Annotated in this window: 25 protein-coding genes and 1 rRNA gene; 1 reads left to right on the forward strand and 25 read right to left on the reverse strand. The window is 39.8% G+C overall.

Going from position 1 to position 21,788, the window contains the following annotated elements; all coding sequences use genetic code 11:
* Positions 1 to 7 precede the first annotated feature (7 nt).
* The 24 genes from BAZO_RS13285 to BAZO_RS22695 form a co-directional block, all read right to left on the reverse strand.
* The gene (locus tag BAZO_RS13285; RefSeq protein ID WP_003332098.1) at positions 8 to 1,399 is read right to left on the reverse strand and encodes an aldehyde dehydrogenase family protein; all 1,392 of its coding nucleotides are present in this window, start codon (positions 1,397 to 1,399) and stop codon (positions 8 to 10) included.
* Entirely contained in the window at positions 1,389 to 2,387 is a 999-nt protein-coding gene (locus BAZO_RS13290) for a cob(I)yrinic acid a,c-diamide adenosyltransferase (protein ID WP_003332099.1), read from the reverse strand. The genes BAZO_RS13285 and BAZO_RS13290 overlap by 11 nt, the downstream gene beginning before the upstream one ends.
* 13 nt (positions 2,388 to 2,400) lie before the next feature.
* On the reverse strand, positions 2,401 to 2,667 hold the full coding sequence (locus BAZO_RS13295) for a EutN/CcmL family microcompartment protein (protein WP_003332100.1): 267 nt from the start codon (positions 2,665 to 2,667) through the stop codon (positions 2,401 to 2,403).
* Positions 2,668 to 2,684: 17 nt separating this feature from the next.
* Entirely contained in the window at positions 2,685 to 3,470 is a 786-nt protein-coding gene (locus BAZO_RS13300; protein ID WP_235786736.1) for a flavoprotein, read from the reverse strand.
* Position 3,471: 1 nt separating this feature from the next.
* Positions 3,472 to 4,299, reverse strand: a complete 828-nt coding sequence (gene eutJ / locus BAZO_RS13305; RefSeq protein WP_003332102.1) for an ethanolamine utilization protein EutJ — start codon at positions 4,297 to 4,299, stop codon at positions 3,472 to 3,474.
* A complete protein-coding gene (locus tag BAZO_RS13310; RefSeq protein WP_003332104.1) occupies positions 4,290 to 4,949 on the reverse strand; it encodes a phosphate propanoyltransferase in 660 nt (219 codons plus the stop codon). The genes eutJ and BAZO_RS13310 overlap by 10 nt, the downstream gene beginning before the upstream one ends.
* A 23-nt stretch (positions 4,950 to 4,972) precedes the next feature.
* Positions 4,973 to 5,254: a BMC domain-containing protein gene (locus tag BAZO_RS13315; RefSeq protein WP_003332105.1), complete on the reverse strand. Its 282-nt coding sequence runs from the start codon at positions 5,252 to 5,254 to the stop codon at positions 4,973 to 4,975.
* Positions 5,251 to 5,856, reverse strand: a complete 606-nt coding sequence (locus BAZO_RS23260) for a BMC domain-containing protein (RefSeq protein WP_003332106.1) — start codon at positions 5,854 to 5,856, stop codon at positions 5,251 to 5,253. Before BAZO_RS23260 ends, BAZO_RS13315 begins: the two co-directional genes overlap by 4 nt.
* Before the next feature lie 16 nt (positions 5,857 to 5,872).
* Positions 5,873 to 6,343: a glycerol dehydratase reactivase beta/small subunit family protein gene (locus tag BAZO_RS13325; protein ID WP_003332107.1), complete on the reverse strand. Its 471-nt coding sequence runs from the start codon at positions 6,341 to 6,343 to the stop codon at positions 5,873 to 5,875.
* Positions 6,340 to 8,166 carry a diol dehydratase reactivase subunit alpha gene (locus BAZO_RS13330; protein WP_003332108.1) on the reverse strand — a complete coding sequence of 609 codons (1,827 nt, stop codon included), beginning with the start codon at positions 8,164 to 8,166 and terminating at the stop codon, positions 6,340 to 6,342. The genes BAZO_RS13325 and BAZO_RS13330 overlap by 4 nt, the downstream gene beginning before the upstream one ends.
* Positions 8,167 to 8,198: 32 nt before the next feature.
* Entirely contained in the window at positions 8,199 to 8,717 is a 519-nt protein-coding gene (locus BAZO_RS13335) for a diol dehydratase small subunit (RefSeq protein WP_003332109.1), read from the reverse strand.
* A 15-nt stretch (positions 8,718 to 8,732) separates the two neighbouring features.
* Complete coding sequence (locus BAZO_RS13340; RefSeq protein ID WP_003332110.1) at positions 8,733 to 9,404, reverse strand: propanediol/glycerol family dehydratase medium subunit; 672 nt, start codon at positions 9,402 to 9,404, stop codon at positions 8,733 to 8,735.
* Between the two features lie 210 nt (positions 9,405 to 9,614).
* A complete protein-coding gene (locus BAZO_RS13345) occupies positions 9,615 to 11,279 on the reverse strand; it encodes a propanediol/glycerol family dehydratase large subunit (protein WP_003332111.1) in 1,665 nt (554 codons plus the stop codon).
* A gap of 17 nt (positions 11,280 to 11,296) precedes the next feature.
* Complete coding sequence (pduB, locus tag BAZO_RS13350; RefSeq protein WP_003332112.1) at positions 11,297 to 12,076, reverse strand: propanediol utilization microcompartment protein PduB; 780 nt, start codon at positions 12,074 to 12,076, stop codon at positions 11,297 to 11,299.
* A 20-nt stretch (positions 12,077 to 12,096) separates the two neighbouring features.
* Complete coding sequence (locus BAZO_RS13355) at positions 12,097 to 12,381, reverse strand: BMC domain-containing protein (RefSeq protein ID WP_003332113.1); 285 nt, start codon at positions 12,379 to 12,381, stop codon at positions 12,097 to 12,099.
* 234 nt (positions 12,382 to 12,615) lie between these two features.
* A complete protein-coding gene (locus tag BAZO_RS13360; RefSeq protein ID WP_003332114.1) occupies positions 12,616 to 13,701 on the reverse strand; it encodes a response regulator in 1,086 nt (361 codons plus the stop codon).
* 20 nt (positions 13,702 to 13,721) lie between these two features.
* A complete protein-coding gene (locus tag BAZO_RS13365) occupies positions 13,722 to 14,933 on the reverse strand; it encodes a PocR ligand-binding domain-containing protein (RefSeq protein WP_003332115.1) in 1,212 nt (403 codons plus the stop codon).
* A 252-nt stretch (positions 14,934 to 15,185) separates the two neighbouring features.
* On the reverse strand, positions 15,186 to 16,199 hold the full coding sequence (gene tsaD, locus BAZO_RS13370) for a tRNA (adenosine(37)-N6)-threonylcarbamoyltransferase complex transferase subunit TsaD (protein ID WP_003332118.1): 1,014 nt from the start codon (positions 16,197 to 16,199) through the stop codon (positions 15,186 to 15,188).
* The gene (gene rimI / locus BAZO_RS13375) at positions 16,189 to 16,647 is read right to left on the reverse strand and encodes a ribosomal protein S18-alanine N-acetyltransferase (RefSeq protein WP_003332119.1); all 459 of its coding nucleotides are present in this window, start codon (positions 16,645 to 16,647) and stop codon (positions 16,189 to 16,191) included. The genes tsaD and rimI overlap by 11 nt, the downstream gene beginning before the upstream one ends.
* Positions 16,648 to 16,768: 121 nt before the next feature.
* Positions 16,769 to 17,464: a tRNA (adenosine(37)-N6)-threonylcarbamoyltransferase complex dimerization subunit type 1 TsaB gene (gene tsaB / locus BAZO_RS13380; RefSeq protein WP_003332120.1), complete on the reverse strand. Its 696-nt coding sequence runs from the start codon at positions 17,462 to 17,464 to the stop codon at positions 16,769 to 16,771.
* Positions 17,445 to 17,918, reverse strand: a complete 474-nt coding sequence (tsaE, locus tag BAZO_RS13385; protein ID WP_003332121.1) for a tRNA (adenosine(37)-N6)-threonylcarbamoyltransferase complex ATPase subunit type 1 TsaE — start codon at positions 17,916 to 17,918, stop codon at positions 17,445 to 17,447. The genes tsaB and tsaE overlap by 20 nt, the downstream gene beginning before the upstream one ends.
* 17 nt (positions 17,919 to 17,935) lie before the next feature.
* Complete coding sequence (thiL, locus tag BAZO_RS13390; protein ID WP_003332122.1) at positions 17,936 to 18,922, reverse strand: thiamine-phosphate kinase; 987 nt, start codon at positions 18,920 to 18,922, stop codon at positions 17,936 to 17,938.
* 125 nt (positions 18,923 to 19,047) lie between these two features.
* Entirely contained in the window at positions 19,048 to 20,196 is a 1,149-nt protein-coding gene (locus BAZO_RS13395; protein ID WP_003332123.1) for a trans-sulfuration enzyme family protein, read from the reverse strand.
* Between the two features lie 209 nt (positions 20,197 to 20,405).
* Entirely contained in the window at positions 20,406 to 20,546 is a 141-nt protein-coding gene (locus BAZO_RS22695; RefSeq protein WP_169315877.1) for a hypothetical protein, read from the reverse strand.
* Between the two features lie 181 nt (positions 20,547 to 20,727).
* On the opposite strand from BAZO_RS22695, the gene corA reads away from it, so the two are divergent.
* A complete protein-coding gene (gene corA, locus BAZO_RS13400) occupies positions 20,728 to 21,675 on the forward strand; it encodes a magnesium/cobalt transporter CorA (protein WP_003332124.1) in 948 nt (315 codons plus the stop codon).
* A 42-nt stretch (positions 21,676 to 21,717) separates the two neighbouring features.
* Here the strand turns inward: corA and rrf are convergent.
* Positions 21,718 to 21,788 (reverse strand): 5S ribosomal RNA (rrf, locus tag BAZO_RS23455); the annotation flags it as partial.

Raw genomic sequence — 21,788 nt, forward strand, 5'->3', positions numbered from 1 at the left:
TACCGAGTTATCTGATCGATAAACCGTCTACAAGCACACATTTTCTTCTTCTTGCAAAGTCCTTTGCTGAGGTTAAGCCCTCCCCGGTAGGTCCGGCAATTGTAAATGTTGCATAACCTTCTCCGCCAATTCCTATTCCCGCATAAGATGGTCCATTTTTTACAAATATCGTTGTTTGAATTTCTTTGGAGAACTTTGTCAAATTATCAATATTTGTAGAGTGCATAATTGCTGTATGACGGAATCCCTGCTCGGCTTCCACTGCTAATTCAATCGCAGCATCGACGTTTTCTACCCGTACTACCGGCAGAATCGGCATCATTAGTTCCGCCTTTACTAAAGGATGATTTCTTTCCACATTTAAAATTGCAACACGGGCATCACTAGGTACCTCAATGCCAATTCGCTGTAGGATATGCGCAACACTTTTACCTACAAGTTCCTTATTTGCGTGTCCGTTGTCAACAACCAGTTCAGTCAATTTCTGAATTTGCTCTTTATCCGTAATAAGAAATGCCCCGTGTTTTTTCATATAAGAAACTAAATAATCAGCAACAGAATCAACAACAATGACTTCCTTTTCAGCGGTACAAGGGAGATTATTATCGAAACTGCAACCATCAATGATATCCCTTGCTGCTTTTTCGAGGTTAGCCGTTTCATCAACAACCGCTGGTGGATTACCGGCACCAGCTCCAATTGCCTTTTTCCCACTTGAAAGCACTGCTTTTACAACTCCTGGACCACCGGTAGCAACAAGCAATTTTATTTTTTTATGCTTCATCATGATATTTGCTTGATCGATCGTTGGATTCGCAACAGATGTAATTAAGTTCGGCGGACCACCGGCTTTGATAATCGCTTTATTAATTACTTCAATTGCTTTGAGCGATGTATTTTTTGCTGTTGGATGGGGGCTAAAAACAACCGCATTTCCTGCCGCAATCATCCCGATTGAATTACAAATAACGGTTTCCGTAGGATTGGTCGTCGGCGTAATCGAACCAATAACGCCGTACGGAGAAAGCTCGACTAAAGTTAAGCCGTGGTCCCCAGAAAATGCCTCCGTTGTTAAGTCTTCGATTCCAGGTGTTTTCTCTGCGGCGATTAAGTTTTTAATGACTTTATCCCCATAATTGCCCATACCAGTTTCATCCACTGCCATCTGCGCAAAGGTTTCTGCATTATCCTTTGCAGCTTTTCGAATGGCGGTAATAAGGTTTCCTCTTTGCTCGAGCGACAATTTCAAAAGCTCCTTTTGCGCGATAGTCGCCGCTTCTATTGCCTCGTTCATATCCTCGAATATTCCATATCCAGTAATACATGCATCTTTTTTTATCATCATTTCTTCTAAAATTTTTTTAACGATTTCTTCAATTGCTTTCGCTTCAACAGCCAATGTAAGTTCCCTCTTTCTCAAATAATTTTAACGCTTCTGTAGCAATGAGCATATCTTCTGTAACAGTTCCTCCGCTAACGCCGATACCACCGATAATATGCTGATTGATTTTAAGCGGATATCCTCCCCCGAAAGTAACTATTTTGTTTTGGTTTGACAGTTGAATTCCGTAAAGTTCTGCTCCAGGCTGAATGGCGGGAACAAGTTCATGTGTCGCCATTTTTAGTGCCACTGCTGTATAGGCCTTGTTTGGTGAAAGCTCCAAACTTGCTAATAAAGACTCTTCCATACGATGTAATAAAATAATATTACCTGCTGCATCTACTACAGAAAAAACAATGGGTACGCCCATTTCCGCCGCCTTTCTTTCTGCAGCCTGAGCCATTTTAAAGGCTAATTCCAGTGTCATACTTGTGGCCTTTCCTTTTTGAGCCACTAATTTCTCTATTACCGTATTTTTGATGTCTTCAAGAAGACTATAATGAACCTCGGCTCGAGCTAGCATAAACAAGCTATCTGATAAGCGGTTTACATATTGCATAACCTCATCGCGGATTGAGGAGTCCTTAGCAAGCTCAACAATCAATCTCTCCGCTCTACGAATAATCGCTCTTGACAAGTGAAGGTTAGCCGAAGCAATAGTATCACCCGGAATAATAAATTCATGAAGTGGACCAAGTTTTTGTTCGAACTTATCAATGACTTCTTCAAGTCCGGCAATGTCGCTTTTACTTACTTTATCCTGCAAGAGGTTCTTGCCTCTTTCATCACTGGCTAACTCCGCCCCTACAACAAAAAGCTGCTTTTGAATTTTCCTAATAATACCCTTAATTTCACTATTGTCTATTTGTGAGTACGCAATGCCTAGGGCAGCATTTGCTTCATCTAAAGTTCCATAGCAAGATACCTTTAGGCTATCCTTGGAAATTCGGCTTCCACCAAGAAGCCCTGTTTCACCTTTATCACCTTTTTTTGTGTAAATCGCCATTCAACGTCCCCCCTTAACTAACTTCCATTGAGTCAACAATGCCAATAATGGCGGCATCTATGCAGGAAGTAGAGGTTTCGAATACATACATTGCCGGTTCTCCTTGTGTTACAAGAACATATTCCCCTTTTCCTGCACCAACAGAGTCCACAGCAACTTCAAGTGTTCCGAGGCTCTCATCTTTTGGATTCACCTTTTGTACAATAAGAAGCTTTTTCCCTACCAGTTCATCACTTTTTCGCGTAGCGACGACACTACCAACAACTATTCCGATGTACATCTTTATCACCAGCCCCATTATTCTCGAATGATCTTTACTCTAAGCTCCCTAGCTGCCTCAAGAGCAAGAGGACTTAATATGGTTGTAGATGGAATTTTTAAAATCATTTCCTTCTGCCTTGCTTCGACAATATCATTTCTTGTAAGAACTTTTTTCTTATCTTCATAGATTTGCTTATTCGATTCCGGTGCTTGATTTTTTTGATTGGAGAAAGTAAAGACATTCATCTGAACAGCTTGGTATAAATTTTTTGCGTCTACTAGCTTTACGCCGTAGCTTTCCAAAGTTCGAAGGTGTTCACCCATTTTATCTAAATATGCCTTTGGTGCTTTATTTAATCCTAAATCCGATCTGATTGGATTTTGCAAATCACAGGAATCCTTTGCTGCAATGAACGGAATCCCCTGCATAATCATGTTCGAAGCAAGATTGGTCGCCATCGTATCAGCGATGCCCAATGCTATCTTTACCGCCGTATTTAACGTTAATGTGGGTACAATGAAGGCACTGACTCCCTCGTAAAATGAACTTAATTCCTTTATTTCTTTTTCAACATACACTCTAGAAGTTCCAAGCTGTTCCTTTATCAAATGAGGTGTAAGAACATACTCAGCGCTATTGGATAGCAAAATGTTTAAGTCCCAGCCATTGTCCTGCAATAGCTTTATTTGCTGCAAAGCCTCGGGAAAGCCAATAGCTCCGCCTGTAAAAAGGACGGTTGCCCTTTTCATTCTTTTCTGCAAACGCTTAAGCACTTCTTCCACTATGCTGTTCAGCCATTCCTCAGCGTTCAAATCTTTCACCTCATTTCAAACTGTTTAGTGCAATGCCTAACGGAGTGATAAGGAGAGGATGTGCAGGCTTTATCGTTTCAATGCCAATTTCTTTGAAAAAAACGTCTTCAAATTCATCAAAGCAACTTGCTCCCCCTACCACATAGATTTTATCTACATCAAAGTCTCGAGTATGTCTTTTGACAATCGAAGCCATTTTTTCAACAACAGGTTTAATAATGGAAAAAACTTCACCCTGTCTGGCTGGGTCCATTTTTAATGCATCTCCCTCAGCAAAAGAAACCTTATAATGACCAGCCACCACTAAGCTCATATGAGTTCCTCCCGTAGGCTCGTCGGCTGTATAGATGACTTCTCCATTCTTTAAAATACTTATGCCCGTTGTCCCTCCACCAACATCAACCACAGCTCCGTCAGTGACACCTAGTACCGTTGCTGCAGCAGTAGGTTCATCAATTACATTCGTAACTTCCAGCTCAGCGGCTTCCACTACATTAGAAATCGCCTTCATGTTGCCTCCAATTGTTCCGGGTGGCACAGCTGTTGCAGCATGGGTCAGTGTCGTATCAAGCAAATCCTCTACTCGATTTTTAAGCTCTTTCACGATTTTCACTGCGCCCACATAATCGACAACGAGTCCATCCTTGACAACAGATGCAGGATAAGAAGCTCCGGCGACCGGGTTGCCCTCTTCGTCTATAACAGATAGAACAATATTGGCCGTTCCAAGGTCAACGCCAACTTTTAAATCCCCGTTATATTTCTTTGCCTGCTGCTCATTTATTAGTTTTGCAAAGCTATTAATATAGTTGTTGATTTTCTCCGCATCTATGGACATTGTTCATCTTGGCCCTTCCGTATTTTCCCTAATTCCCCATTACTAATACCGGCTGCATTTGCTTCGTCCGTATCGACATGCATTTCCAATTTGTATTTGTCCGAAACACGGATTAAAACGTTGCTAAAAATGGTTTTTCTTTCTCTCCCCACTTCTACTTCTACCATATCCTTATCTTTCAGTTGGAATTTCCGCGCAAATTCTGGCGGTACATGGATATGACGAAGCGCCCCAATGACTCCTTCTTTTAATTCCACGTCACCTATTGGTCCCTTTAAAAGAATACCTGGTGTACCAACAGTTCTTCCAGACTCCCTAATCGGAGCCCGAACACCAAGCTTATAGCCGTCTGTTAAGGATACCTCCACTTGGGTGTTTTTTCGAACGGGTCCCAATATCCTGACATTTTTTATTTCACCTTTAGGACCAACAATCGTAACTGTTTCCTCTGCTGCGAATTGTCCCGGTTGCATCAACTCTTTCATTTTCGTTAACTGATAGCCTTTTCCAAAAAGAGTTTCTAAGTCTTGTTGACTTAAATGAATATGGCGATTGGAGACTCCGATAGGTACATAGGGTTGTTCTTCAAACACTAGCAGCCTGGTCAGAACTTCCTTAATAATCTTTTCTTGTGTAGCCTGGTCATACATTTTAAGTCCTCCCTGTTTACTAACTATTTTTCAGATATAGATGGGAGTATTCTTTCAACATCTGAATGCGGTCTAGCAATTACATGAACAGATACAACTTTGCCGACTCTTTCGGCAGCAGCAGCACCGGCATCTACAGCTGCTTTTACAGCACCCACATCGCCTCTTACCATCACAGTAATAAGACCCGAGCCAATTTGTTGATAGCCGATTAGGGTTACATTTGCAGCTTTAGTCATAGCATCAGCTCCCTCAATCGCAGCTACTAATCCTTTCGTTTCTATCATTCCTAGTGCATCATTCATTGGGCATTCCTCCTTAGTTTTTTATAATGAATACAAGTTGACTTTAAGTCCCCTTTTCTTCGCGGACATTTAGGATCATTACAAATATTGCATACTTCTATTAAACCATTTCGCTCTTCATCCGCTTCACCGGCATCCTCAAGGAAACTCTGATTCTCTTCCATGATTTGCTTATCAGTTAATAGAGCTTCTTCAGGAACTTCAGCATTAAAATCAGATGCGGTATCTTCCAGTGAGGGTACCCCCTTTACTTCAGCCAGCCCCAACGAAGTGGAATGTTCAACCGTATTTGGCTTATGTTCTTTATATGGATTACCTTGGCCGACTGTTTCGTTTGAATAAACAACCTTATCGACCCCATTGCCTGGTCTGGGGATGATATGTTTGCTAAAGACCTTTCCAATCCTCTCCGCAGCGATTACCCCTGCTTCAACAGCGGCTTTCACAGCACCAACATCACCTTCGAACTTAACTGTTACCATTCCTCCACCCTTGGTCAGTTCATATCCAACTAGAGCAACGTTGGCTGATTTCACCGCAGTGTCTGCAGCTTCAATTGCTGCTGCTAAACCAACCGTTTCAATCATTCCTAATGCTTGCACGAATCGTTCACCCCCTCTATTTCATTTCCTGGAGCAGTTTAACAACTATAGCGACAATAGTAGCTATATCTTCTTTTGTTATTGCCTCTTCCTGTATATGAATACGTTCGTTTATTTCTTCTTTGGCTTCTTCAAATGACTTAAATGGAATTCCTTTTACCAGTCTTGCAGCATTGGCTCCTAAAACCCTTTGCTTGTATGTTTCCTTGAGATTTATATTAAAAAGCGGTTGGCTTTTGGCCAGCTTTGTATAATGAAGAATGACTTGGCTATCCTCACCAATGCCGATTCCAACACCCAAGGTGGATTCTAAAGCAGCTTGATAACTCAATTCCAACGCTGATTTTTCAAGCTTTTCCTTTACAAAAGAGGGGACCCCTTCTTCTTCGACTCCATTCAGTAATGATTGAAATAGGAAAGGGTCATTCAGCTGTTCATTAAAATAAACATGAATTGCCTGCGTCTCATTTCCACTGTTTATTTTCACTGGAGTCCTCCCCCTTCGCCTAGAGCTAAAATTAATCCTGTTGCAACCGCATTTCGTGGACCCTCTGTCCCTCTTATATTCCCTCTGCCGGCAACGATGCTATATTGTGACAAAGCATCTGTGACCAGTTGCGGAATTTCAAAGTCCAACGCAGATCCGCCAACTAACACAACAAATTCCATTTCCCGAATATTGCCGGTTGGAGCCACCATAGTCAGTGCCCGAAGTGCATTTGTAACAAAAACCTTCTCCTTCGACCCGCGTCTAACAATCTTCACCTTTTCGACCGAATGCTGACCTGGTATCGGAATCATGGTACCTTCCTTCAATATCACAACTCTGGCAAACACATGGGGTTCGAGCGGCCTTTCAAAGAATTGCACCGTTCCATCCTCATGACGAATATGGAATAGGCTTTCAACTTTTGCCAATGGATATTTTTTGATATCTTCTGCTAAAGCAATGTCATCAAGACCTAATTCGGAGTTGATCAGCATTGTTACCATATCCCCTGCACCGGCCAAATGGACAGATGTCGTTTTGCCTGATTTAGTGATAATGGATGCATCTGTGGAGCCTGCCCCCATGTCTACAATGGCGATTGGCACATTTGTTCCAGGAGTGGAAAGAGCACCACGAATAGCCATATCAGCCTCAACGCCGCCAACCTCTACTTTGACATTGATCCTTGAACGAAGTTCATCCGCAATCATTTGCATTTGTAATTTATCAGCCTTAACCATCGCTGCGATTCCAACTGCGTTTTCCATAGAAAACTCTTCAGCCAGACCGCCTTTAACCTTTTGCGGAATAAAGGTATTAACGGCTAACAGATCCTGGATTTTTATATCATCGGGCTGTTGCTTTGTTAACTCAGACATAACCTGTCTAACCCGTTCAAGCATACCGCCGGCATTTGTTCCTGCCTCACCTTTGATATCCTCAATTGGTGCAGCATTAGTCATTGCATGCATCATTTTTTCGGCACCTTCATCTACATCAACTGTTACTCTTCTTTTCCCAATAACATGAATCTTACCTGCAGGGATGCTTCTAGCCTTGACATCTCCTTTAGGTGTCTTTATAACAACAGCCGAACGATTTCCAATGAGTGCCCTGGCAATGGGGACAATCATTTTTGTTTCGTCACTGGATAATTCAAAAACAGTAGCTATTCCATAAGGATTAGCAAGAATCTCTACAACACCACCCGGTGGTGCTACTTCAATGGCTGCTTTCATTCCAATTGGTACCTTCTCCAAAAGATTTACTTCATCAACAATTGGAATTTTCGTTTTAATTCTATTATTAATAAGCACGCCATCATCTTTTTGCACAATAGCACCATTTATATTAATCCCTTTGTCCAAGGCGCCATTAATTAATTCTGCGGCTGTAGTAAAATCAATGCTGCTATCAATTAGGACAATATAATCTTCTTCATTATCGGCGTTCTCTAATTCAACAATATTAATGGTTGTTCCAATGCCTAGACCCATGCCCCCTGGTGTAGTAGGATTGTGGCCAATCATCGTTGACTCGGTAATGATGGTTTCCGTGATTGTTTCCATTGCCACATCCCCAATTACAGGCGCTGCTTCATTTATACGAATAAGATCTAAATTTTCAATTTGTCGATTAATTTTGTTGAGAGCTTGTTTAATAGCAACAAGGACGCCATGGATATTTTGCCGGGTACCTTTAATCCCTGTAGTGCTCACAAAGTCACTGGCTAAAAATGTAACTCGATAATCATCCGTTACATTCGCGATCGCAACTTCTGTCGTGGCATTTCCAATATCCACTCCTGCTACCAATTTCATTGATTTTGCCTCCTGAAATCACAAAAAATTTATTATTCCTTTTTTAATCTATCTCTTTGTTCGTATACTTCTGTAGCTTGACGTACTAAGTCAGCATTCATTTTTGCGTTATATTTTTTTTCTAATTCATCAGCAATTGCTTCCAGCTCTTCTTTAGTAGAACGGTAGGGTCTTAAAGCGTTATAGATTTCAAGAATGCGGGCATCCGGCACAGCGATAAGTTCCGCTGCTCTGCGGAAATTTTGTGCTAATGGATGCCTTCCCATGGAATCTGCTATTTGTGCTTGCAGCATTAATGTTTCCGGAGCAATCCGCACATCCTCAGCGGTTACAGAACCATCTAAAACTCCTTTTAAAGTGATGTCTGCTAACTTTTTATTGGTAGGTGTTTTAATGAGGTCCGGTCTTTTTTCACCTAATGGATAATCCTTCTTAGCCTCTACTGTTGCACATGTCGTTGTTTTAGGTGGTGCAGCTATTTTTCTCTCTATGCCAGTAGTCATTGATGCCATTACTTCTTTTACGATTTGTTCGATGAGTTGTTGATTCATACTGTTCACCTCCGCTTAATTGAATTTAACCTGTAATTCTACTGGTTTCTTATTTCGGTCTACATGCTCTGTTTCCTTAATATGTAGCAGCGCTGCAATTGCTTGATATTTCGGACGTGCCATTTGATCATTTTTTGTCGGAACTGGGTTTGGAGATTCACCTTTTGCATATTTAGCCGCATTTTTCCCAATCGCCCGGAATGTATCTGAATCTAATAACGGCGCCTGCGGGAAAAGCTCTAAATTAGCTAATGGTTGCAAATCCTTTTGATGAATAACCGTTGTTCCTTTTGATTGAATACCAATCCCAATTCCTGAGCCGCTTATCTTGGCTGCTTGGTGGGCAACAAAGCCAACATCAGATGTATGGTACACTCTAATAACACGTGCAGTTAAGCCTTCTTCTTCAATTCCTGCGATTACTTCTTTTAGAACTTCATTGTGGGGTACTTTAACAATCGTTTTTGTCTGGTGTATTCCAAAAGCAGGAGCAAGGGCAACAACAACCTCATCTTTTCTTGCTCCTACTGTAGCAATGCCAGTTTCCGTTAGTTCTAATCCTTGGATAGCATTTATTACAGATGATGGTTTTGGACCGGCAATGATTTCGGGTTGTTGATTTTCGACTTTTAAGCTCAATAATACTTCTTCAATGACTTCACGAATTAGTTTTTCATTAATAGCCATATAGATTAAACCCCTTCCTTGATCAAATGCGCCTTGGCGTATTTGTGCCCAGATTTTTTCGAGCTTGCTCGAAAAACTACCTTTAAAAATCTGTAGCATCCGCCGGAGGCTTTAACTTTATTCAGCCGGGGTTCGTACCCCTACTGAATTTAAATACTAATTTACATTATCTCGCCACTTATGGAAGTGGGAGACTTCTGCTGAATAAAGTTAGTTCACATCCTCTGGTCTGATTGCACGAGGAATATTCTTGATTTCCTCCCATCTTTCTTCACTAATGCGATAGCCGGTTCCAGGACCTCGGTAATCGTTTAGATCATTAACTGCACTGATAACGTTCCAGTCTTTGTTAATGATGGCGGATGTATGCAGATAGTCGCCAGAAACACGTTGCTTTAACATATTCAAGACGTTTTCGGCAACATCCTCAAAACCACCTTTGCTCAATGCCTTCACAACATCGAGACCCGTTACTCCACGTTTCATCATACTGTCTACTGCTCTTAAGTCTTCTACTATATTACGGTCCGGCATATCCTTGCTTCCATGGGCATATGTTGCAGCTTCTACTTCTTCATCTGTGATCGTTGGAAGCCCTAAACCTTCAAAGACTGATTGAACTGCTCTTGCCGCTTTATTTCTGACCGCAACGACTTCCTCTTCAGAAACTGGTCGTAAGCCGCCATCTACTTTCAAATCTCGCTGTAGTACGTTATAATCATCAAAATCTTCTGCATCGAAGTTAGCGCCGGCAAACATATTGTCATAGTTCGGTACTGAACTATATCCTGAGAAAATAAAATCTGTACCAGGCAGCATTTGCATCAGTGTCCGCGCCGTTCTTCTGATATCAGAATGAGAGAAGGTTTGGTCGTTACCAGAAGCAACTTCCATATCGAGCATCGTTGTAAACAAGTTTTCTGCAAGCACCGCACGAATACCAGATGGAACGCCACCCGGAACACCAATACAGCTGATAGAACCGTTTTGCAGCCCTTGAGAACCGGCACCTTTGGCAATATAGACACAACGAGCTTCTAAATAAAGCATAGATTTACCTTCTGCGTAGCCCATTTGCACTTCTGAACCAGTTCCTGATGTAAAGCGCATTTTCAATCCACGGGATGCATAAGCCGATGCTAAGAAAGTCTTTGAATAGGGAGTATCATCACCATCAACGAAGACGGGCTCAGTTCCATATACTGAAACAGTTTCGGCGTAGCTGGTAAGTCCTCTCATCCCCATTTCAAGTTCGGTAGCTTCCTCCACAGAACATTGTGTTAAAATTCCACCACGCCCCGTTTGCGAGCCAACTAATAGTCCGAGCGCATTAAAAGGAGCATACCGAACAATACCAACCGTTGTTTCTTGTTCATCAAAACCACGCAAGGCAGCTTCTGCCGCATCTGCCGCAATCTGAACAGGATTATCTTTAACGTTCGTAACATGGCATTGATTTGAAGGCGTTTTTCTTGCTCTCATTTTTTGCAGTGCCATCATTAACTCAACCACATTCATATCGGCAACAACTTCACATAGCTTTGCCGGGGTCATTGCTGTGGTGAGTGGAACAATTTTTTCTCTTGGCACGTTAATATCTACTAACATTCTTGCAAATTGTACGGAATCAATCGCCATTGCTTCTTCAGTTTTTTCAATATTAATAGCGTAATCAGCGATGAAACGGTCGATGAAATCAAATTCATCCCTCGTTTTGCCGTCTAATTCAACAATGACGCCATTTTCAATCTTTATACTTGGCTTAGGATCATATGGACCATCCATCGCCATTAAGCCAACCTCCGGCCACTCAGCTACAAAACCATCTTGGTTCACTGGCCGCTCTGCTAATACCTGAAAACGTTTGGATTTCATGGATTTACCTCCTTAAGTTAAATGTAAGGAACTGTATCTGTCACAGGTTCACTTCCGAGAGTACCTAACAACTTGATTCCTACTTCTCTAGCTGCTATAAGAGCTTGACGAACAGCACCTGAATCACCGCTAAATGTCAAAATCACTTCGTTTGTAAAACTGGTTCCACTAGCAGGTGAGCTATAGCTAATAACATCTACATTCGCAGCCTTTACTGCTGTATCCGCAAGGACAACGCCGATTGCAGCAGGTGCACCCACGAGTAGACCGAATGATTTACCAAGTTCTGCATTAAAGGCTTTTTCGCATGCTTGGCTCGCACGGGCGGTATATTGGAATTCAAGATGACCTGCTTCGTTTCCATATACATCACCGAATGTGCGCTCTAATTCTTTAAGCGCCACTTCAACGGCACGTCGGGCATCAGCCACATCTTCCGCTCCAAAAATAATTAAACTTCCGTGACCGGCTCCACCCTTTGTATCACGTGGCAATTCAATCGCTAAAATTTCAGTATTTGTGGCTTTTACTGCTTCATCTGCTGCCATAATTTGTGGACCAGCCCCTGTACGACCGCCAATAATACCAATAGAACGGTATTTCTTGTCAAGCTTCATTGCTTCATGAACACTTGAATCTACATTGGCGATCACAAGGCCAATTGTGTCTCCGCGTCCAGTGCCGACAAACTCAGTTAAACCACAGAGTTTCTTTTCCTTACGAGCTACTTCTATATTTGGAGCACCAACCTTTTTGATAACTTCTTCCATGATTTTTTCAATTAATTTTTCTTCCATGTATTAACACCTCCAATTTTTTATTCCTGAATGATCTTTGGTAAAATCCCTTCCACTTCTGAGTGCGGTCTTGGAATAACATGAATAGAAATGACCTCTCCGACTTTTTGTGCAGCAGCGGCACCTGCATCAGTCGCTGCCTTGACTGCGCCGACATCGCCGCGTACCATAACGGTAATTAACCCAGACCCAATTTTTTGATAGCCGATAAGTGTAACATTTGCTGCTTTAACCATTGCATCTGCTGCTTCAATAGCACCGATTAAGCCTTTTGTCTCCACCATTCCCAATGCCTCTTTAATCATAAAAAAACCTCCAGATAAAATTTTTTAAGTGAACCTTCTTCTCAAACATGCCCACAATAATAATCTTAGATCATTTTCAGAATCTTTTCGCAATAGGATTTTGGCTTATAAAGGCAAAGATTTGGTATATAAACTGATAACTTTTTGTCTTTTACAGGTAAATTTTTGTCCAGCTGTTAAAAATGGACAAAAAAATTCCACCTGGCTCGATTCGATTCAGGTGGAATTTCAATTCTACACATACCAATTTCCATTAGGGATATAATTATTTCTTTTTAATAAATGAGCGGTGGAATTTGGATTATCCTTTTTTTCTTTTCTATAATCTGTCGGAGTCACACCAACTATTTTTTTGAATACTTTACTAAAGTAATTTGCCTCTTGATAATTGAGTTCCAAGGCAATGTTTAATACAGGCATATCCGTTGATTCAAGAAGGTCTTTTGCTTTTTGAATTTTCCGTTCCGTTACATAATTGACAAAGTTGATTTTTAATTCTTTTTTAAATAGTTTACTAAGATAGAAAGGGCTTAAGTGGACGAATTCCGCCGCTTCTTCTAATGTAACTCCTTTTTGAAAATTCTTTTCAATGTAATTAAGTACCGATTGAATCACTTTAATCTCTTTAATAGACTCGGTGTCTTTCATCGTTTTAAAAATATCTTCTAAAATGCATAACATGGTACTTTCAAACGTATTGGCATTAATATGTTGGATTTTTTCCTTCCATTCCAACCTTTTTGAAAACAATAACTGTTTTTCACGACAAATAGTTCCCAAACCCTTGATAATACTGTTAGTAACAGGACAGAGCGCATGACTATTATTTGCACATACTAAAGTCAGCTGCTCTGTAATAGCTTTCAACTGCTCTTTCGAATTCTTAAAATCTTCTTTATAAATATAGTCAATAAACGGCTCAACGATTTGCTCTAAGTTTTCAGTATGTGAACTAACCTGAGACAAATACAGATTTACAATCTTATATATATCCTTCTGGGGATACGGCTTCAGAAGGTATCCATCTGCACCCATTTCTAATGCCTTAAAGACAAAATCAGAAGAGCCGTAATCGGTTAATAATATAACTTTATTTTTTGGCTTTAAACGCTTCATAAATTTTATCAGATATACAATATCCGTCCCAGGAATTTTGATATCAAGGAAGGTCATGTCTGGAGAATTGGATTCAATAAGGGCCAAAGCTTCTTCGACGGAAGCAGCTTCTCCAACCACCTCAACATTTTCCATATCTTTTAAGATAACCTTCAGGGCTTCTCTTACGATAATTTCGTCATCTATTAGCAAAATGTTGTACACTCGGAGTCCCCCAAACAATATTATTTTGGCACTCTAAACCTTACTGTTGTACCACCTGCATCATTCTGGGTAATCTTTAGTTTATATTCATTGCCATAATTTGAGGTCAGAATGAAATTTACATGGTGCAAACCAATTCCCTTAGAATGGCTTTCTCGTTCCGTTCCACCACTTTTATCCATTATACTTGCAATTGCAGTTGCGGTCATACCTATACCGTCATCTATCACCTCGCATATAAAATCATCATCAAGTATGTAACCTTTTATTTGGATCGATCCTTTTCCATCCTTTGGCTCTATGCCATGTATATACGCATTATCTAAAATAGATTGTAAAATCATTGCTGGAATTTTAATAGATCTAAGTTCCTTTGGAATATCTATCATCACTTGTACTCGATCTTCAAATCTTAATTTCTGCAATTTCACATACATATAAATATAGGAAATTTCATCCTCAACTGTCACAAAGGTATTATCATTAGTTAATAAGTATTTCATCATTTCAGAAAAAGTTAAGATGACATCTTGTGTTCTGGATGCCTTCTCCAGAACTGCCAAACAAGACATTGTATTCATAACATTAAAAAATAAATTTGGATTAACCATTAGTTTAAAGAATTGCTTTTGCTTAGCATACAATGACCTCTCCAAATCAGCCTGGATTTTCAGTTGATTGATAAGCTCTTGATCTTTCGCTCTTAACTCTTCCTGTACGTATTGAATAACATCTTTTTCGACCATATTATTAATAACATAAAACATCATTTTTGCCGCTGCAGTGATTTTTTCGATGGAGATAATAGGAATTTGGTCAAAATCAGCAACTATTTCTTTATTTTCCTTCCAATTGGAAGACTCTTTTATTATGTAATCAAGTCTATCATTTTCCGTTTCATTCAATTTTACCTGACCAACAAGCATAGAACCGATGAATTGCCCTTTGATAATAATGGGGACAGCAATGTCTACCAATCCAGTATGACACCGGTACATAAAAAAATTCTCTCTTCTTACTGCCTCTAATCCACCATATGCATCGCATTTCAGGCATTTATCGTAAAGTTGTTGATCTTCACGAATTTTCTTGCAAAATAATGAAAAATTGCTATATTCCGTTACTGGATTCCCGCGAAAGTCTACTGTTATTGCTGCAAGTCCTGTTGCTTTCGCAAATGAATCCTGTACTTTTTGCAAAAAGTCAAGATCAATAATTTCCTGTATATTCATAAATTAATCCTTTCTTTTTTTTGATAAGAATTCGAATAGCTAAAATTAACAGAAACCGCTTACAATAAACATATCAATAAAATGGTACTTAAATCTATTATGCTACAATTCTCGACAAATATCGAGAAAAGATAGGCATAATTTGTAATTAATTGTTATTTCTATCATAAACCAAATATCTAAGAATTCATAGTAAAAAATATGGAACACGAGAGTCATCCCCCGTGTTCCTATCTTGTTCCTACCTTGTTCCTATTGCAATTCCAGCCCTGGAATTCCGTTCAAATCCAGCCCTGCTCTTTTGCCTTTTTCAAATTCAATACTGCCGGCTGCTGCGATCATCGCCGCGTTATCCGTGCATAAATATAATGGTGGAATCACGAGATCAATATCTGTCTTTTCGAATTCTTTTTCAAGTGCAGCCCGCAGTCCTTTATTTGCGGCGACACCGCCAGCTAGAAGGACTTGTTTTACATTATATTTTTCCGCAGCATACTTTGTCTTCGTAACAACCACTTCAATAACACTAGCCTGAAAGCTTGCAGCAAGATCTTCAGGCCTTATTTCTTCACCGCGTTGGCTTGCATTATGAAGGATATTAATGACGGCAGATTTTAACCCACTAAAGCTAAAATCAAATGAATCCTTTTCTAACCATGCTCGTGGAAGGTCGATGGTAGGATTGCCTTCATGTGCAAGACGGTCGATATGAGGACCTCCTGGATATGGAAGATTGAGCTGACGTGCTACTTTGTCATACGCTTCCCCGGCCGCGTCATCTCTCGTTTCCCCAATGACTTCATAAGAGCCATGCCCCTTCATATAAACAAGCTCCGTGTGACCACCGGAAACAACTAATGCTAGGAGTGGAAATGTCATTTCCTTCACGAGACGGTTGGCATAAATATGCCCTGCAATATGATGAACTGGTACGAGCGGAATATTATGGGCAAAAGCCAACGCCTTTGCAGCGTTCACACCTATTAATAAAGCCCCTACTAAACCAGGTCCTTCCGTTACAGCTATAGCAGCGATATCGTCATATGTAATTGCAGCTTGATTCATAGCCTCCTCTAGAACTATCGTGATTTGTTCAACATGATGTCTAGAGGCAATTTCCGGAACTACCCCGCCAAAACGTTTATGGCTCTCTATTTGCGAAGCAACGACATTCGCAAGAATTTCCCTGCCATTCTTTATGATTGCCACTGCTGTTTCGTCACAGCTTGATTCGATTGCTAATATAATTTGATCTTTATCTTTCATATAAATTCACCCACATTACTAATGCATCTTCATAATTATCCGTATAATAATTTTTGCGAATGCCACCTGCTTGGAAGCCATATTTCTTATAAAGCTTTTGAGCTACTATATTAGAAACTCGAACCTCCAATGTTACAACTCTTAAGCCTAAAGCACGACTAAATTCAATGACTTGCTTTAATAAGGCGTCACCTAATTTTCTTCCTCTGTATTCCGGTAATACAGCAATATTTGTGATATGCCCTTCATCAATAATAACCCACATACCGCAGTAGCCAATTACTCGATTGTCCAACTCCATCACTATATACTTTGCATATTGATTGGTTGCCATTTCGTTGTAAAATGCTTCCTTGCTCCACGGCAAGGTAAAAGAACTGATTTCAATATTATAAACTTGCTCAACATCTTCCACTGTCATTAAACGGAATTGAACAATATCCTCCATCGGTGTTGCTCCTTGTATTAAAATTCTCGTTGTCTTGGTCACGGGGGCGGCGGTGGGACATAGGGTCGGGAACTCTGTCCCAGCTAAGACGCAGAACCCGCCCCCGTGCCCCGTTTCCGATTTATCCTTGTTTTTGCGCTTCGATCCATTTTGCTTCTGCCTCAGCTAAGCGGATATAGTTAGGAGCAAATGCATGGACCTCTTGCGGCTCTTTCTCAATTCCAATGATCGCAAGTTCAGACGGCCGCGGGTTGAACAAAGAAGGAGAAGCAATGATCGCCTGATCCTGCAATACTTCCTTAATAACAGATTCATGAATAGGGACATCATTCCCTACAAACAATACTTTCTCATCTTGCTGTTTCAATTCAGCAACCCAATCTTTGAGCATAATAATTTGATCCTCATTTATTGATTGAAACTTATCGCCCTTCATCTTATAAAGACCCGTATATACTTGACCTCTTCGGGCATCAAATAAAGGTGATACAACTCCGTTAAAATGCTGACCATTCCGGGCCAATACTTCAAGGCTGGAAACTCCTACAATCGGAATTTTTAAAGTCCATGCTAAAGTTTTCGCGATTGTAACACCGATCCTTACCCCTGTATAGGAACCGGGTCCATGCGCAACAATAATGCGCTCTAATTGCTTCGGCTCGACTCCAACTTCCTTCATTAAATCACTGATTGCCGGCATAAGCCTTACAGAGTGATTTTTGCTAAGATTTGTAATATATTCGCCAAGAATCGTGGTCCCATCAATTACGGCTACACCCATGATCTGGTTTGATGTATCAATTGCTAATGCTTTCATTTGAAAAAAACTCCTTACATAAATCTATATACCTATTCCCAACAGGTTCGAGGATTATTTTTCTACCGGTATCATTTACATAGTTAATTTTTATTTTTAAAATTTCAGCTGGGAGCATATCTTCAATAAAATGGGCCCACTCTACCACAGAAATACCACCACCATGAAAATATTCATCAAACCCTAAATCCTCGTCACTTTCCTCTAACCGATACACATCCATATGATATAAAGGTAATTTCCCGTCCATATACTCCTTAATAATTGTGAATGTCGGGCTATTTACGGTTCGAGTTACCCCTAAACCTTGCGCCAATCCTTTAGTAAACGTCGTTTTACCAGCACCAAGGTCTCCTTCTAACGTGATTACTGTCCCTTTATCAAGCCTTTGTGCTAATTTTTCAGCAAAATCCATTGTTTGTTCAGCGGAATTGCTATCATAAATAAACTCCATTTAAACGATCACCCTATTTATTTGAAATGATTAAAGCCAAGCATTTGTAATAGATTCATTTGGTCGCCTTGTTTTATCAATACTTTTGCAGGTCCGTTCGTTACATACCCAATTTTAGTTATAGAATAATTTTTCTGCTCGCATTCTTTTTTGATCTCAATCCAATCTTCCTCCGAAACCGTTCCGACCAATTCATAGTCTTCCCCGCCATTTAACATCCAGTGAAGCTGTTGATCTTCACTAAAGCTTGTAATTTGGCTGCTTTTCGGAAGTTTCTCTGCCTCGATCACAATTGTAACATCGCTTGCTGATGCGATTTCATTCAATTCGCTGGCGATTCCATCACTAACATCATTCAAGGCCACCCGAGGAAACTTAGCAAGAATTTGCCCGATCTCTACTCTTGGCTCTGGAAGCTGATGTCTTGTGATTAATGCCTGTTCATCCTTTGAAAAATTAAAATCGACTCCGCTTTTTAGCAAAAGCTCCAAGCCTGCCATTGAATCTCCTAAACTTCCTGTGGCAAAAACAATATCATTCGCTTTTGCATTTTTTCGCAAAAGATGTCTTCCTTTAAGTACCCGTCCTATTACCGTCACAGTAATAACAAGGCTATGCTTCGATGAAACCGTGTCCCCACCGATTAAATCCATTTGGTAACGGTCGGCCAGCGCCTCCATCCCTTTATATATTTCTAAAAGTCCAGTATCGGGCCAGTGCTTCGGTATCGCAATCGATACTAAATAAAAATTCGGCACACCGCCCATTGCCGCTATATCACTTATATTACTGGCAAGCGCCTTATAACCAATATGGAATGGCTTCATTGTCTGCCGATTAAAATGCACTTCTTCTATCATTGTATCCATACAAACGATTTCTTCAACATCATTATTTCCAGAATATAGAGCGGCATCATCACCGACCCCCGCAACTAAATGGGGCTGCTTATATTTTTTAGGTGTAATGCTATTTATAAATGAAAATTCATCTTGAACAGACAAATTTATTCCCTCCAAATTGAACACTTCTGTGGGCCACAGTTCCCGACCCTCTGTCCCAAAAAAACCCTTAGGAATGGCTCCCAAGGATTTTTTCAGTAACCTATTCTATTTTCGCATACTGTCTATTATTTTACAAAATAAGATTTGTCCAATGCTTCGATAAATGCTGCAAGAATATCCTCTGGATCCTCAATACCTACTGAAATACGGACAACGCCTTCAGTAATGCCTAGCTCTTCTCGCAGTTCATTAGATAAATTGCGATGTGAGGTACCTACTGGATAAGATACGGTTGTCTCCACTCCAGCCAATGTTGGTACAATTTTTACCCAAGAAAGTGATTTGAAGAACTTAGAAATATCACATTTTCCTGTAATATCAATTGTAACGATGGCGCCGTTCCCTTTTTCTGATACGAATTCAGGGTAGTAAACTTTTCTTACACCCTGATGATTCTTTAGACCGTCTGCTAGTTTCTGGGCATTTTTAACATGACGTTCCATCCGTAGGCTTAATGTTTTCAGACCACGGGTTCCGAGCCAAGATTCAAACGGGCTTAAGTTAAGGCCAAGATTAACAACCTTTGCTCTTGCTTCTGCAATTAAATCACTATGACCGACAACAACCCCTGCTGAAACATCGCTATGACCGCCAATGTACTTTGTCGCACTATGGGCCACGATATCAACACCTTGTGCATATGGGTTCAATAAATAGGGTGTCGCAAAAGTATTATCAATCATTGAATAAAGATTGTTTTCTTTAGCTATTTGTACAAGTTGGCCGATATTTTCAACCCTTAATAATGGATTGGTTACAGACTCTGTATAAATTAGCTTTGTATTGGGCTGGATGGCCTTCTTAATTTCTTCCTCATTTTCAAAATTCACAAATGAAACGTCAATCCCAAAGTCTTTAAGTTCCCCTGAAAGCAATTGGTATGTACCACCATAGATATCATTTGTTGCGACAATATGGTCTCCTGCTTTTACAACAGCTAAAACACCGGCCATAATAGCAGATAAACCTGATGATGTCGCTACCCCAGCAGGTGCGCCCTCCAAATTCGCAACCGCCGCTGCAAGTTCATCTGTATTTGGATTCCCAGTACGAGTGTATAAATATTTACTTTCACCTTGATAAAAGCCTTCTAGCTCTTCTAAGTCTGAAAAGGCAAAGGCAGAGGTTTGGTAAATGGGATTAACTTTACTAGCACTTGAGACATACTTATTTTCAGATAAATGTACAGCTTCTGTATCAAAATGATGCTTCATTTCAAATCTCCCTCGCAAAGTGTATTTATTTTTTACATTAAACCTTTAAAGGGTGAAAGGTCAAATTATTTTTTACTATATTAATAGATTATTGTAATAAAACAGGGAGAACGAAAGGACATAAAAAATAATGCCTAATCAATTAAAAGGGGCATCTAAAAGTCAATTTTTCATGACTTTAGAGACCCCTGATACACATATATTACAACCTATTGCCCCTGACCCCCGACAAGAGTATCCATTCTAATATGGTCACCCTTGAAATTATTTTCTCTTGCTTTTTGTACTTTGTCATTTAACAATGCCTTTTGATTAACTATATTTGATGTTTTTTCATTTCTTTTTACCATAAGAGAAACCCTCCCGCGTTTTAATTAAACATTTATTTAAATCGATACTATTTTGCGGAAAAATGGTCAGGAACATTCATAAAAATATCAGTTGGAATGAATTGCTTTAATTATTGCAACTTAGGGCAAATTAATACTATAAGTGATAAAAGAATAATACCAACAATGCAGGGAGTATAGAATGATACAGGTAATCGCAGTTACACATGACTCTAAAAAGGTGACTTATACAAATCTCGATGAGTTGGATATAACATTATATAAATGGTGTTGGATCGATTTCAATATGCCTACTCATGAAGAGATAGATGAGCTTCACAATTATTTTCACTTTCATCCATTAGCGATTGAGGATTGTGTTCATAGACTACAACGCCCTAAGTTAGATTATTATGATGACTTCACATTTTTTGTAACCCATGTTATTAATCCAGATGATTTCACAAAAGAGGAAATTAACTTTTTTGTCGGCAGCAACTTCGTAGTATCTTTTCACTATCAAAATTTTAATCAAATCAACCAAGTATGGAATAGGCTTATTTCAACAGATATTATTAAAGATTGGGATCAGTATCACTGTTTTTATGAAGTGTTGGATAAAATTGTGGACCAATACTTCCCGATTATTTATAAAATTGAGGATGTTCTAAATGAAATTGAAGATAATACTGAAAATAAATCAATGGATATTTTATTAGATGAACTTTTCGATATCCGCCACCAATTATTAACTTTGAGGCATACAGTCAACCCGATGCGAGATCTGTTATATCGAATGCTAAACTCACAGCATTTAGAAGGAATCAAAAGAAAGGTACCTTACTTCTCTGATATCTACGATCATTTATTAAAATTGTCAGAGATGGTGGACTCAAATCGTGAAATTACAATGGATATTCGTGATAGTTATATATCTATGAACTCTCACCAAGCGAATCAGGTTATGAAGATCCTTACTATTATAACCTCCATTTTTGCACCATTAACCTTTATTGCTGGTATATATGGAATGAATTTTGAATATATGCCGGAGTTGACTATGAAATATGGATATTTTATATCTTTAGGATTGATGGGTATCATTGCGTTATTAATGTTTTTTTGGTTTAAAAGGAAAGGATGGTTTTGAGGAATATAAAAAAGAGCAGCATCTCAGCTACTCTTTTTGTTTGCTTGGCAACGTCCTACTCTCACAGGGGGACAGCCCCCAACTACCATCGGCGCTGAAGAGCTTAACTTCCG

Source organism: Schinkia azotoformans LMG 9581 (assembly GCF_000307855.1).
GTDB classification, from domain to species: Bacteria; Bacillota; Bacilli; order Bacillales; family Bacillaceae_J; genus Schinkia; species Schinkia azotoformans.

Excerpts from the sequence above, each read along its gene's own strand:
- BAZO_RS13290 (WP_003332099.1), bottom strand. The coding sequence starts at position 2,387 with ATGGCGATTTACACAAAAAAAGGTGATAAAGGTGAAACAGGGCTTCTT.
- BAZO_RS13295 (WP_003332100.1), bottom strand. The coding sequence starts at position 2,667 with ATGTACATCGGAATAGTTGTTGGTAGTGTCGTCGCTACGCGAAAAAGT.
- eutJ (WP_003332102.1), bottom strand. The coding sequence starts at position 4,299 with ATGTCCATAGATGCGGAGAAAATCAACAACTATATTAATAGCTTTGCA.
- BAZO_RS13310 (WP_003332104.1), bottom strand. The coding sequence starts at position 4,949 with ATGTATGACCAGGCTACACAAGAAAAGATTATTAAGGAAGTTCTGACC.
- BAZO_RS13315 (WP_003332105.1), bottom strand. The coding sequence starts at position 5,254 with ATGAATGATGCACTAGGAATGATAGAAACGAAAGGATTAGTAGCTGCG.
- BAZO_RS13330 (WP_003332108.1), bottom strand. The coding sequence starts at position 8,166 with ATGAAATTGGTAGCAGGAGTGGATATTGGAAATGCCACGACAGAAGTT.
- BAZO_RS13335 (WP_003332109.1), bottom strand. The coding sequence starts at position 8,717 with ATGAATCAACAACTCATCGAACAAATCGTAAAAGAAGTAATGGCATCA.
- BAZO_RS13340 (WP_003332110.1), bottom strand. The coding sequence starts at position 9,404 with ATGGCTATTAATGAAAAACTAATTCGTGAAGTCATTGAAGAAGTATTA.
- BAZO_RS13345 (WP_003332111.1), bottom strand. The coding sequence starts at position 11,279 with ATGAAATCCAAACGTTTTCAGGTATTAGCAGAGCGGCCAGTGAACCAA.
- pduB (WP_003332112.1), bottom strand. The coding sequence starts at position 12,076 with ATGGAAGAAAAATTAATTGAAAAAATCATGGAAGAAGTTATCAAAAAG.
- BAZO_RS13355 (WP_003332113.1), bottom strand. The coding sequence starts at position 12,381 with ATGATTAAAGAGGCATTGGGAATGGTGGAGACAAAAGGCTTAATCGGT.
- BAZO_RS13365 (WP_003332115.1), bottom strand. The coding sequence starts at position 14,933 with ATGAATATACAGGAAATTATTGATCTTGACTTTTTGCAAAAAGTACAG.
- tsaD (WP_003332118.1), bottom strand. The coding sequence starts at position 16,199 with ATGAAAGATAAAGATCAAATTATATTAGCAATCGAATCAAGCTGTGAC.
- rimI (WP_003332119.1), bottom strand. The coding sequence starts at position 16,647 with ATGGAGGATATTGTTCAATTCCGTTTAATGACAGTGGAAGATGTTGAG.
- tsaB (WP_003332120.1), bottom strand. The coding sequence starts at position 17,464 with ATGAAAGCATTAGCAATTGATACATCAAACCAGATCATGGGTGTAGCC.
- tsaE (WP_003332121.1), bottom strand. The coding sequence starts at position 17,918 with ATGGAGTTTATTTATGATAGCAATTCCGCTGAACAAACAATGGATTTT.
- BAZO_RS13395 (WP_003332123.1), bottom strand. The coding sequence starts at position 20,196 with ATGAAGCATCATTTTGATACAGAAGCTGTACATTTATCTGAAAATAAG.
- BAZO_RS22695 (WP_169315877.1), bottom strand. The coding sequence starts at position 20,546 with ATGGTAAAAAGAAATGAAAAAACATCAAATATAGTTAATCAAAAGGCA.
- corA (WP_003332124.1), top strand. The coding sequence starts at position 20,728 with ATGATACAGGTAATCGCAGTTACACATGACTCTAAAAAGGTGACTTAT.